The sequence below is a fragment of the Duganella levis genome (assembly GCF_009857605.1).
In the GTDB taxonomy this organism is placed as follows: Bacteria; Pseudomonadota; Gammaproteobacteria; order Burkholderiales; family Burkholderiaceae_D; genus Rugamonas; species Rugamonas levis.
The window spans coordinates 320,594-333,324 of sequence record NZ_WWCT01000002.1; the positions used below are offsets into that span (position 1 = coordinate 320,594).

Annotated in this window: 9 protein-coding genes; 6 read left to right on the forward strand and 3 right to left on the reverse strand. The window is 62.4% G+C overall.

The window, feature by feature from the left end:
* Positions 1-32: 32 nt before the first annotated feature.
* From GTP69_RS04445 to axe2C, 5 genes are read left to right on the forward strand one after another with little or no spacing between them, the layout of a single operon-like run.
* Positions 33-1,307, forward strand: coding sequence for a sugar MFS transporter (locus GTP69_RS04445; RefSeq protein ID WP_161053737.1), 1,275 nt, complete (start codon positions 33-35; stop codon positions 1,305-1,307).
* Complete coding sequence (locus tag GTP69_RS04450; protein WP_161053738.1) at positions 1,304-3,496, forward strand: beta-glucosidase family protein; 2,193 nt, start codon at positions 1,304-1,306, stop codon at positions 3,494-3,496. Before GTP69_RS04445 ends, GTP69_RS04450 begins: the two co-directional genes overlap by 4 nt.
* Positions 3,497-3,512: 16 nt before the next feature.
* Positions 3,513-4,835 carry a glycoside hydrolase 5 family protein gene (locus GTP69_RS04455; protein ID WP_229260807.1) on the forward strand — a complete coding sequence of 441 codons (1,323 nt, stop codon included), beginning with the start codon at positions 3,513-3,515 and terminating at the stop codon, positions 4,833-4,835.
* Positions 4,832-6,733 (forward strand): GDSL-type esterase/lipase family protein, encoded by a 1,902-nt coding sequence (locus GTP69_RS04460; protein WP_161053739.1) that lies wholly within the window; start codon positions 4,832-4,834, stop codon positions 6,731-6,733. Before GTP69_RS04455 ends, GTP69_RS04460 begins: the two co-directional genes overlap by 4 nt.
* Before the next feature lie 3 nt (positions 6,734-6,736).
* Positions 6,737-7,771 (forward strand): bifunctional acetylxylan esterase/glucomannan deacetylase AxeC2, encoded by a 1,035-nt coding sequence (gene axe2C, locus GTP69_RS04465; RefSeq protein ID WP_161053740.1) that lies wholly within the window; start codon positions 6,737-6,739, stop codon positions 7,769-7,771.
* Here axe2C and GTP69_RS04470 read toward each other — a convergent pair.
* Positions 7,758-8,441, reverse strand: coding sequence for an LrgB family protein (locus GTP69_RS04470; RefSeq protein WP_110848956.1), 684 nt, complete (start codon positions 8,439-8,441; stop codon positions 7,758-7,760). The two genes, axe2C and GTP69_RS04470, sit on opposite strands and share 14 nt — an antisense overlap.
* Positions 8,438-8,848, reverse strand: coding sequence for a CidA/LrgA family protein (locus tag GTP69_RS04475; RefSeq protein ID WP_161053741.1), 411 nt, complete (start codon positions 8,846-8,848; stop codon positions 8,438-8,440). The genes GTP69_RS04470 and GTP69_RS04475 overlap by 4 nt, the downstream gene beginning before the upstream one ends.
* Before the next feature lie 77 nt (positions 8,849-8,925).
* Between GTP69_RS04475 and GTP69_RS04480 the strand changes: the two genes are divergently transcribed.
* Positions 8,926-9,819: a LysR substrate-binding domain-containing protein gene (locus GTP69_RS04480; RefSeq protein ID WP_161053742.1), complete on the forward strand. Its 894-nt coding sequence runs from the start codon at positions 8,926-8,928 to the stop codon at positions 9,817-9,819.
* A gap of 6 nt (positions 9,820-9,825) precedes the next feature.
* Here GTP69_RS04480 and GTP69_RS04485 read toward each other — a convergent pair whose 3' ends face one another.
* A complete protein-coding gene (locus GTP69_RS04485; protein ID WP_161053743.1) occupies positions 9,826-12,483 on the reverse strand; it encodes a TonB-dependent receptor in 2,658 nt (885 codons plus the stop codon).
* Positions 12,484-12,731 lie beyond the last annotated feature (248 nt).

Below are 12,731 nucleotides of genomic sequence, written 5' to 3' on the forward strand. Positions count from 1 at the left end.
TTTTCAATAATATAAAAAACCTGGAGACATAGATGGAACACGTTGCATCCGCAGCTGTGCGCCCGCACGGCCATACGGAGGGCGGGAATACCGTCCCGCTCATCATCATTACGCTGTTGTTCTTCATGTGGGGGCTGCTGACCTCACTCAATGACGTGCTGATTCCCCACCTTAAATCGATCTACACGCTCAATTATGTGCAGGCCATGCTGGTGCAGTTCTGCTTCTTCGGCGCCTACTTCATTGTGTCGCTGCCGGCCGGGATGCTGATCAAGAAGATCGGTTACCAGCGCGGCGCGGTGACTGGGTTGGTGATCGCAGCCGCCGGCTGCGCGCTGTTCTTCCCGGCCTCGATGAACGGCTACGCCTTGTTCCTGCTGGCGTTCTTCGTGCTGGCCAGCGGCATCACCATTCTTCAGGTGGCAGCTAATCCCTATGTGACGGTGCTGGGCGAACCGGCCACCGCGTCCAGCCGCCTGACGCTGACGCAGGCCTTCAACTCGCTGGGCACGACGATTGCGCCGGCGCTGGGTGGCTTCCTGATCCTGACCGAAGGCGCGCCGGCCATCGCGGGCCTGGTCCGTTCCAAGGCGGAGGAGGCGGCTGCTGTGCAAGGACCGTACCTCGCGTTGGCCGCCGCGTTGCTGGCGCTGGCCGTATTGTTTGCGGTGGTGCGGCTGCCGAAGATCAGCCACGCCGGTGACGACAGCGGCGCGGTATCGTCGGTGCAGACCGGCGTGCTGGCGCATCGCCATCTGCTGCTGGGTGCTATTGGCATCTTCCTGTACGTGGGCGGAGAAGTCAGCATCGGCAGCTTCCTGATTAACTTCCTGGGAGAGGCCAATATCGCCGGCCTGTCCAACGGCGCTGCCGCGCACTACGTCAGCTACTACTGGGGCGGCGCCATGGTCGGCCGTTTCATCGGCTTTGCCGTCATGCGCTATATCAGCCCGGGCAAAGCGCTGGCCTTCAATTCGGCCGCCTCCATCGCCCTGATCCTGCTGGCGATCTTCGGCCACGGTCAGGTCGCCATGTGGTCCATCATCGCCGTGGGCCTGTTCAACTCCATCATGTTCCCGACCATCTTCAGCATGGCGCTGCACAAGCTGGGCAAGCAGACCGGCCAGGGCTCGGGCATCCTGTGCATGGCGATCGTCGGCGGCGCGCTGGTGCCGTTCGCGCAAGGACTGCTGGCGGACACCATTGGCCTGCAGCTGTCGTTCTTCGTGCCGGCCGCGTGTTATGTATTCATCCTGTATTTTGGCCTGAAGTACGCCGGCATGTATAACGATAAGGAGACGGTATGAAGTTGAAAATGGCGATTGCGCTGGCGCTGGCGGCGATGTCGGCGCATGCGGCCGAACCATGGATGGACAAGTCGCTGAACGCCGACAAGCGCGCCGAACTCGCGCTCCAGGCGATGACGCAGCAGGAAAAGCTGAAGTGGGTGCTGGGCCACTTCGGTTCCGACTTCGGCAACAAGACCAAGAAGCATCCGGCCGCGCTGCCTTCCTCGGCCGGCTATATTGAAGGCGTGCCACGTCTCGGCTTGCCGGCGCTGTTTGAAACTGACGCCGGCCTTGGCGTCGCCACACAGGCGTCGAAGACGCCGCGTGAACGCACCTCGCTGCCATCCGGCCTGGCCACCGCCGCGACGTGGGATCGCGACCTGGCCTACAAGGGCGGCGCGATGATCGGTTCTGAAGCGCGCGCTTCCGGCTTCAACGTCATGCTGGCCGGCGGCGTCAATCTGCTGCGTGAGCCGCGCAATGGCCGCAACTTTGAATATGCCGGTGAAGATCCTCTGCTGGCCGGCACCATGGTGGCGCAGCAGGTGCGCGGCATCCAGTCGAACAACATCATCGCCACCATGAAGCACTACGCCGTCAACGATCAGGAGACGGGGCGCTTCATTCTCGATGCGCGCATCGATGACGCCAGTAACCGCATGTCCGACCTGCTGGCCTTCCAGCTGCTGATGGAGCAGGCCGATCCCGGTTCGGTGATGTGTTCCTACAATCGCCTGAACGGCGTGTACGCCTGCGAGAACGACTACCTGCTCAACCAGGTGCTGAAGAAGGACTGGGGTTATAAAGGCTATGTGATGACCGACTGGGGCGCAACCCACAGCACGGTGGAATCAGCCAATGCAGGACTGGATCAGCAATCGGGCTGGGAGTTCGACAAGTCGCAATACTTCGGCGGTGCGCTGGAAGAAGCGGTGGCCAACGGCCACGTGCCGCAAGCGCGCCTGGACAACATGGTATTCCGCATCCTGCGCGCCATGTTCGACAAGGGTGTGGTGGACAATCCGGTGGCTGAAGGCGGCAATATCAATTACGACGCCCACGCCCTGGTAAGCCGCGCCGACGCGGAAGACAGCATGGTGCTGCTGAAAAACGCCGGCGGCGTGCTGCCGCTGAAGGCCGGCATGAAGAAGATCGTCATCATCGGCGCACATGCGGATGTGGGCGTGCTGGCCGGCGGCGGTTCGTCGCTGGTGTATCCGATCGGCGGCAACGCTGTGCCGGGCATTGCTCCGACGTCGTGGCCGGGGCCTGTGGTGTATCACCCATCGTCGCCGCTGAAGGCGATTCAGGCGCGCGCGCCGGGCGCGCAGGTTGTCTACAACGATGGCAGCGATCCTGCCGCCGCCGCGCAAGCCGCCGCCGGCGCCGACGTGGTGCTGGTGTTCGCGCAGCAGTGGATCGGCGAGGCGCTGGACGCCGTGTCGCTGGCGCTGCCGGACAATCAGGATGCGCTGATCGGTGCGGTGGCCAAGGCCAATCCGAAAACCGTGGTGGTGCTGGAGACGTCCGGTCCGGTGCTGATGCCGTGGGTCGATCAGGCGGCCGGTGTCGTGCAAGCGTGGTATCCGGGCACGCGCGGCGGCGAGGCGATTGCGCGCGTGCTGTTCGGAGAGGTCAATCCGTCCGGCCACTTGCCGACCACTTTCCCGGCGTCGGAAAGCCAGCTGCCGCGTCCCAAGCTGGATGGCGATCCAAAGAACGAGACCGTGCGCTTCACAGTCAACTATCATGAAGGCGCGGCGGTCGGCTACAAGTGGTTTGACCTCAAGGGCCTGAAGCCGTTGTTCCCGTTCGGTCACGGCCTGTCGTACACGCAGTTTGCATATTCGGGACTGGCGTCCAGCCAGAAGGACGGCAAGCTGCAACTGAAGTTCAAGATCACCAACACCGGCGAGGTGAAGGGCAAGGATGTGCCGCAGTTGTACATCGCGCCGGTGAGCGCCAAGTGGGAAGCGCCGAAACGCCTGGCCGGCTGGGACAAGGTTGAACTGGCGCCGGGCGAAAGCAGGGAAGTCAGTGTCACCGTCGATCCGCGCCTGCTCGGCGTCTTCGACAGCAAGAGCAAGACCTGGCGTATCGCCAAGGGTGGTTACAAGGTGCTGCTGGCGCATGATGCCGCAGATGCCAAAGCCGCCAGCATCACTGTCCAACTTCCGCAGCGCACGCTGAACGTGGCAGGAAAATAAAACCAAGGAGCGAGACTTGAAACAACTGTACAAATTCTGCGCGGCGGCATTGATGATCGGCGCCTGCGGCATCGTGGAAGCGGCGCCTGCCGCCAAGGGCGACTTCGTCACCGTCAACAAGACCCACTTCGCCCGCAAGGGACAGGCTTATTACATCGTTGGCGCCAACTTCTGGTACGGCGGCTATCTGGGCGCGGCGGGCGGCGTGGGCGAACGCGCGCGCTTGCTGAAAGAGCTGGATAACATGAAGGCCATCGGCATCAACAACCTGCGCGTGCTGGCGGTGTCCGAGAAAACCGACATGAAGAGCGCCGTGCGTCCGGCCACCACCAATGCGCCGGGCCAGTATGACGAAGAGCTGCTGACAGGCCTCGACTTCCTGATGGCGGAAGTGGCCAAGCGTGATATGACCGTGGTGCTTTACCTGAACAACTTCTGGCAGTGGTCGGGCGGCATGACGCAGTACCTGAACTGGTTTGAAGGCACGCCGGCGCTGGACCCGAACGTGACCAAGGATTACGACACCTATATGCAGAAGACGGCGGGCTTCTACCGCAACGCCGCCGCGCAGGCCGAGTACCGCAATGTGATCGCGAAAATTGTCAAGCGCGTGAATACCATCACCGGCAAGCCTTATGCCGAGGATACGCACATCATGTCGTGGCAGCTGGCGAATGAGCCGCGTCCCGGCAACGGCAATGCGACGCCGGAAGAGAAAGCGGTGTACGTCAAGTGGATCGACGACGTGGCGGGCTACATCCATAGCCTGGACCGGAATCACCTGGTCAGCAGCGGCAGCGAAGGGCTGGCAGGTTCGGCGCAGGACGCGCAGCTGTACCTCGACGCGCACCGCACCAAGAACATTGACTACCTGACCTATCACCTGTGGCCGAAAAACTGGAGCTGGTTCGATTCCAACAACCCGACCGGCAGCTGGGACAACGCCATCACCAAGAGCCGCGACTATCTGAATTCGCATATCGAGCTGGCCAAGAAGCTGGGCAAGCCTATCGTGCTGGAAGAATTTGGCCTGGACCGCGATGGTCCGTCGTTCAGCATCAAGTCCACCACGCACATCCGCGACCGCTTCTACCGCGAAGTATTCGAGATCGTCGCCACGCGCGCGCAGAAGGGCGACCCGATTGCCGGCTTCAATTTCTGGGCATGGGGCGGCGCCGGCCGCGCGGCCAATGCGGATTACTGGTGGAAGCCGGGTAACGACTTCGTCGGCGATCCGCCGCAGGAAGAGCAGGGCTTGTATTCGGTCTTTGATTCGGACGTGACGTCGCTGGTGCTGATCAAGGAATACGCCGACAAACTGCACGCGATCAAGCGATGAAGCGCCTGCTGATCCTATTGGCGCTGCTGGTCGGCGCCAACGTCCACGCCCAGAAATTCGACGGGCTGGCCAACACGCCGCAAATGGGCTGGAACAGCTGGAACTCGTTCGCCTGCGACATCAACGAACAACTGATCCGCGACACGGCGGACGCCATGGTCAAGCTGGGCCTCAAGGATGCGGGCTACCAGTACGTCAACATCGACGATTGCTGGCATGGTCAACGCGACAAGGATGGCTTCATTCATCCCGACCCGCAGCGCTTCCCCTCCGGGATGAAGGCGCTGGCCGACTATGTGCACAGCAAGGGCCTCAAGCTGGGCATCTACTCGGACGCCGGCGCCACCACCTGCGGCGGCAAGCCTGGCAGCCGTGGCCACGAGTACCAGGATGCGTTGACTTACGCCGCCTGGGGCATCGACTACGTCAAGTACGACTGGTGCGACAGCAAGGGCCTGAACCCGGTCGGCTCCTATACCACCATGCGCGACGCTATCCGTGCCGCCGGCCGGCCGATGTTGTTCAGCATGTGCGAGTGGGGCGACAACAAGCCGTGGGAATGGGCCAGGGACATCGGCCATTCGTGGCGCACCACCGCCGACATCTATCCATGCTGGGATTGCGAGCTGAGTCACGACTCGTTCTCGCGCCTGGGCGTGATGCGCATCCTCGATAAGCAGGCCGGCTTGCGCAAGTACGCGGGGCCAGGCCACTGGAACGATATGGACATGCTGGAAGTCGGCATGGGCATGTCCGAGGACGAGGACCGCGCGCACTTTGCACTGTGGGCGATGCTGGCGTCGCCGCTCATCTTGGGCAATGACTTGCGCAAAATGCCGGAGTCCACGCGCCGCATCCTGGCCAACAAGGACGTCATCGCGATCAGTCAGGACAAGGCAGGCATACAGGCGTGGAAGTTCCTGTCCACTGGTCAGCTGGAATACTGGGCCCGGCCGCTCGCGAACGGCGAATGGGCGCTGCTGGTGCTGAATCGCGGCGAACAGGCGGTGACGCTGAACTACGACTGGAAGGCGCACAGCATCAACGATGACGTGAGCAAGCGCGAGGTAGACTTCAACAAGGCGGTCTACAACTGGCGCGATGTCTGGGGCGGTAAGTCCGGCGACACCAGCCGCAAGCTGGATGCCAAACTGGCGCCGCATAGCGTGCTGTTGCTGCGTCTGAGCGCAGCCCAGACCAATGCCGCGCAGGCCGGAGCACAGGTAGCTGCGCTGGATGGCGGCGCCTGTGGCACCACGCCGGCGCCACGCCAGCGCGATTATCCGTGGATGTCGCGCGAACGCTGGCAGCAGACGTTCAAGGAAGATATCGCGGTAGCCGACAAGGGCGATGTAGACTTGTTGTTCATCGGCGACTCCATCACAGAGGGCTGGAATCAGAAGATCTTCACCAGCGCCTTTGACGGTTGGAAGACTGCCAACTTCGGCATCGGCGGCGACCACACCGGCAATGTGTTGTGGCGCTTGCAGAACGGCCACGCGGAAAAGCTGCATCCGAAACTGGTGGTGCTGACCATCGGCGTTAACAACTTCGGCTTCTGCAGGGCGACGCCGGAACAGGCCTTCGATGGCGTCAAGCTGGTGGTGGAGCGGCTGCGGAATTTGTATCCCGATGCGCGTATCCTGCTCAATGCCGTGCTGCCGAATGGACAGTCGCCGCAAAGCATCGAGCGCACGCGCGTAGTGGCGTTGAACCGCATGGCCGCCACGCTGAACGACGGCCAACACGTGTTCTACCAGGACTACGGCCTGCACTTCCTGCAAGCGAACGGCGATATGTCGGCCGAGGTGATGGGCGATTTCCTGCATCCCACCGCCAAGGGCTACCAGATATGGGCTGACGCCATGCTGCCCGATGTCCGCAAGTTGATGGAGTAAGCGATGCGCTGGTTTTCCCTTGTTTTGCTGGTCGCCGCGCAGATGGCCGGCGCCGCTACCATACCCGCCAACGATTCGCATGTCGCAGTCATGGGCCGCGCGCAGGCAGGCGAGGGTGGCGGCGTGCGTTTCAGCTATCCTGGCGTGAGCTTTTATGTGAACTTTAACGGCACGCGCCTGAGCGCCAAGGTGCTGGCCAGTGGCGAATCCAACTATATGGACGTGTTGGTCGACGGCGTCGCGCGCAAGCTGCATATGCAAGAGGGCCGGCAGACGCTGACCTTGGCGGAGAACCTGGCGCCCGGCCCGCATGCGGTGGAAATCGTTAACCGCACCGAAACCTGGCAAGGCACCGCCACACTGCTGAACTTCGAGACCGATGGCACATGGCTCGCGCCGCCGCAGCTGCCGGCGCGCAAGCTGCTGTTGTTGGGCGACTCCGTCACCTGCGGCGCGGCCATTGACCGCGTTCCGGGCGACGACAAAGGCGCGGCGTCGGCCAACCCGCGTGCATCCTATGGCATGCTGATGGCGCAACAGCTTAAAGCGCAGGTGCAACTGGTGTGTTACGGCGGACGTGGCCTGATACGCACCTGGGAAGGTAAGACCAATGAACTGAACCTGGCCGAGTATTACGGCATGGCGCTGCCCACGCAGCCGATTGGCGTGCCATGGGACCAGCGCAACTACCGGCCGGACGCCATCGTGGTCGCCATCGGCACCAACGATATGACCACCGGCATACCCGAGCGCGAGCCGTATGTGTCAGCTTACGTATCACTGGTGCGCACGCTGCTGGATGATCATCCGCAGGCGCAGATCATGCTGACCGAAGGCGGTATCCTGACCGGCGAAAAGCAGGCAGCGCTACGCGGCTATATCGAGGAAACGGTGCGCCGCACCGGCAGCCCGCGCGTGCATGCGATCAAATCGACCGGCTATCCGGGCGATGACAAGAACGGCCATCCGACGCGGGAGCAGAACGTCAGCATCGTCAACGACCTGCTGCCGCAAGTGCGCGCGGTTATGCGCTGGTGAGGATGTGACCCAGCAACGGCGCCAGCAAGACCATCAGCACGCCGCTGAAGATCATGGTCAGGCTGGCGACCGCGCCTTCCTGCGGGCCGATGGAACGCGCCTTGCTCAAGCCGAAGCCGTGGGCCGCCGCGCCATACGGCGCACCGCGCGCGATGCGCATCCGCAGCGGCAACCGCGCCAGTAGCACTTGTCCCAGCAGGATGCCGAACAAGCCGGTGATGATGACAAACACGCCGGTCAGCTGCGCCGAGCCGCCCAGGTGGCGCGTGGCCTCCAGCGCAAACGGCGTCGATACCGAACGGGCCAGCAGGCTTTGCGCCATGCTGCCGTGCAGGCCAAGCAGGCGGTCCAGCAGCAGCGTGCTGCCCAGCGAGGCGACGATGCCGGCCACGCTGCCCAGCGACAGCGCCAGCCAGTGTTCCTTTACCAGCTCGCGATACTGATAGATCGGCAGCGCAAACGCCACCGTGGCCGGACCGAGTAGCCACGACAGCCAGTGCGTGTCGCCGAAGTAGACCGGAAAGGGTGTGGACGATAACTGCACTACAGCGATCAGCACCGCCGAGGTGGCGATGGCGGGCGTCAGCCAGATGCGCGGATAGCGCTTGTGCAGCGCCTGATTCGCATAGAACAAGCCTAGCGTCAGCAGCAGGAAGAAGAGGGGTTTCATGCCGCCGCCGTTCTGCCACGATCGGCGCGCAAGCGGCGCAGCTTGCGGCCGCGCTCAAAGCGGCACACCCATTCCACGGTAAAGGCGGTGGCCAGCATCACGCAGGTAAAGCCGATGCCGATGGCGGCGAATAGCCGCAGGCCGTCCTCCTTCAGCAGGCCGGTGAACTGCACCACCGACACCACCAGCGGAATAAAGAACAACAGCATATTCGACAGCAGCCAGTCGGCGCCATGCTCGATGGTGGACGGGCGCAGCACGCCGCTTTGCAGCAGGATGACCATGATGATCAGGCCAACCACGCCGCCGGAGAAGGGCAATCCGACCCAGGCCGAGAAGCGGTCGGCGGCATACCATGCCGCGATCAGCCCCAGAACCTGCGCCAGTGTGTAGACAATACGTTTCATGTTGCCATTCTAGGCTGCGGCAGTTAAAAGATAAAATGAATTAAAATTATCAAAATCATTCTCAATTGGAATAGATAATGGATATCCGCGCGCTGCGCTATTTTGTCGCCGTCGTCGATCAGCAGGGCTTCAGCCGCGCCGCCGAAACGCTGCACGTAACCCAGCCTACCGTCAGCAAGATGATCCAGCAGCTGGAGCAGTCGCTCGACCTCACGCTGCTGGAGCGCGTCGGCAAGCGCTTCACGCTGACCGACGCCGGCAACGTGGTGCTGCAACGCGGCCGCGCGCTATTGGCCATGCACGAAGAGATGGGCGTCGAGCTGCAAGACCTGCAACAGCTGCGGCGCGGCGACCTGCGGCTCGGCGTCACCCAGCAATCGCACGCGCCATTGGCGCCGCTGCTGGCCGCGTATCACAAGCGCCATCCGCAGATAGAACTGAAGCTGTTCGAGGGCGGTTCGCAAGGCATTGAAGCGGACCTGCGCAGTGGCGTGCTGGAAATGGGCACCATGCTGGATCACCCGTCCAATCAGGCCGCGTGGCAGGAGTTCGACTCTTTCCCGCTACTGACATCGCCGATGTGCCTCCTGGCGCCGAAAGATTCCGCCTGGCGCGGCAAGCGCGGCGTGCGGCTGCGCGAACTGGCCGATTGCGCCTTCATCTTTTACGGCGAAGGCTTCGCGCTGAACGACATCATTGCCGACGCCTGCCTGCGCGCCGGCTTCACGCCGCGCATCAGCGGCCGCAGTGGTCAATGGGATTTTGTCGCCTCGCTGGTGCGGCTGGGGGTGGGCATCACGCTGCTGCCCAAGGTATTTTGCGATACGCTGGGAAAGGGCCAGTTCACCGTGGTCAAACTGGAGGAACCGGCACTGGACTGGAAGCTGATGCTGGCCTGGCGGCGCGGCGGCCACCTGTCGTTCGCCGCGCGCGCCTGGCTCGATCTGGTGCGCAGTAAAGCTACGCATTAAAGCCGCCTAGAAGTTGGCCCCCACGCGGAAGCCGAACATACGCGGCTCGATGTAGTTGGCCTTCATGAAGCCGCCGAAGGCCGAATCGGTGCTGGTCTTGGCATGCTTGTCGGTGAAGTTACGGACATACAGCTCCGCGTGCCATTTGTCTTCCGGCGTTTCAAACCGTACCGACGCATCGCCCGTCGCATAAGCATCCTGGAAGCGGCCGATGTGGGCGAACTCGGAATTCAGCAGATCGAAGTACGCCTTGTCGCGCCAGTTCAGCTTCACATACGGGATCACCTTGTAGCCGTTATCCAGCCCGAACTCCTGCGAGAAGTTCAGGTTGACCTGGTACTTCGGCGTGTTCGGCAAGTGGTTGCCTTCGATGTTGGCCAGGCGGCGGCCCAGCAGCGTCTTGTCGCTGCCGTTGTACACCGCCGGGCAGGCCGGCAGGCCAAGCTCCGTGCGCACATCGCACTGGTAATCGTCGCTGTACGAATTGAAGTCGTGGATGCTGGTGTTGATGTAGGCGAAGCCGCCGCCGAAACGGCCGCCGCGCCATGGGCGGTAATCCCACTCCAGTTCCAGGCCGGGGATATTGACCTTGCCGACGTTGATGGTGCGCCAGGTTTCATACACGTCGCACTTGGGTTGGTCGGCCGGGCAGGGCAGGCCGTTGTCCGGGATGATCTGGTTGACGAAGTAGGTGCCGGTCAGCTGCATGCCCTTGTACTTCATGAAGAAGGCCGTAGCGGACAGGCTCAGTTTATTTTCCAGGAACTTGCCCTTGAAGCCCAGCTCATAGTTGGTGACGGTCTCCGGATCGTAAGGCAGGAAGGTGACCACGCCCGGTTTGCCGTCGGCGCACAGGTGGTTGTTGCAGCTGTCCGTCTTGTCGGCAAAGCCGCCGGCCTTGTAGCCGGTGGAGATGGAGCCGTACACCATCTTGTTATTGTCGATCTGCTTTTGCAGGCCAAGACGCCAGGTGACCTTGTTCCATGTCTGTTTGTGATCGTTGGAGGTTGGCGCGCCATACAGGCTGTAGGCCGCTACGCTGCCGCCCATTCCCGGCGCCAGGTCGGTGCCGTCGTGGACGTGGAAGCCCGGCGTGCCTGGCGTGCCTTGCGAATACCAGCCGTTGTAGTAGGCCGAATTGCCGATCCAGTTGGCGCCGTAGACCTGGCCGCCCTTGTCCTCCTTGCTGTCGACGCTATAGCGCGCGCCGGCGGTGGCGGTCCATGTCGGCACGAACTGCCAGTCGGCTTGCGCGAAGGCGGCCTTGGCGTCCACCTGGCGGTTAGGCTGGTGATACAGCACGCTGCCGACATCGCCGTACGGTTTCTGGATGGTGTTGGTCTGCTCGTAGTCGATGGCGTTCCGCTCGTGCATCCAGAACAGGCCCGCCACGTATTTCAGGCTGCCCAGCTGCTGCTTGAGCTGCGCCTCGTGCACGGTCGACAGGTAGCGCGAGTCCAGCGTGCGGTGGAAGGAATCGGTCAGCGGCCAGGTGCCCCAGTTGCCGTCCACCGAATTCGGATAGGCGCCGTTGATCTGGAACGGCGCGGCGTTCTGCAAGCCCTTGTCGTCGTCGGTGATTTCCGAGCGGCGCTGGTCGGCCACCTGGAAGGTATAGTCAAGGCTGGTGTGGTCGTTGAGGTTCCAGTTGACGCCCGTGCGCAGCGTGCGGATCTTCATGTCGATGTGACCCGGCACGTTGACGTTGATGTCCCACTCGCCCTGGCCGGGCGTGCAGGCGTAGCGCGTGCCGGCGCCGGCGTCGCAGTCGCGGAAGTTGGAACCGCCGGCGCTGGAGTCCTGGAATTCTTCATACGCCGCCTTGGCGGTGATGTCGCGGTTGACCTTCAACAGCGCGGTCAGGCGGCCGGCCCATTCGTTTTGATTGGTATAGAACTCGCTCGGGCCGATCACGCGGTTGAAGCGCTGGTCGACGTCCGGCTTGCCGTTCGGGATCCAGCCCAGCGCCGGCGCGTTGGCTTCACTGAGGTCGCGGGTCTGGTTGGCGTAGCCGTCGCGTTTCACCTTCATGAAGGTGGCGCGCAGGGCCAGCGCGTCGTTGACCACCACGTTCTGAATCAGGTTGATCTGTTTCTTGTTGTAGTTGCCGAGGTCCAGATCGGCCTTGCCGTAGTTGCCGGTCCAATCGGGCTTCGCGGGAATCACGTTGATGCTGCCGCCGGTGGAGTTACGGCCGAACAGCGTGCCTTGCGGGCCGCGCAGCACTTCCACCTGTTCCAGGTCGAACATCAGCGCCTGCGCGCCTTGTGGCCGTGGCGAGTACATGCCGTCCACGTGGAAGCCGACCGCCGGGTCGCCGGTCTCGGTGAAGTTGGTCGAGGTGATGCCGCGGATGGTGATCTGCACCGCCGAATCGAGGCCGGTGTTTTCGATCACCACATTGGGGATTTCGCCGCTCAGGTCACTCAGGCTGGTAACGCCTTTGCGCGTCAGCTGCTCCTGCGTGACGGCGGTGACGGCCAGCGGGGTTTTCAGCAGCGAGGTGGAATAGCGGGTGGCGGTCACTTTGACTTCCGGGATCTGGTCCGGCGCGGGGGCTGCGGCGGCCGTGTCGCTGGCCTGTGCACAGACCGCCGCGCTGATGAAAGCGCAAGCGCTGGCCACGGCAAGACTGACCAGCGTCCTACTGGTTGATTGCTGCATGTTGTCTCCTCGGTTTTTTGATTTATAGCCACATTTATCAATATGGCAAAACCAGATTGCTCTCGAAAAACAGGAGGGTCAAACGATTCCAAAAATAGGCATGCAGTTTATTTGTCTTTACTAAACAGACCTGCTTACAACACTTGCCCGACATTTTGGTTAAGTTTTGTAAGCGCATCTTGCAAAGTGCATGGCGCCGTACGCCGCCAGACGTGGGTTTAAGTAAGGAAATGTAAGCCCAAGATCCC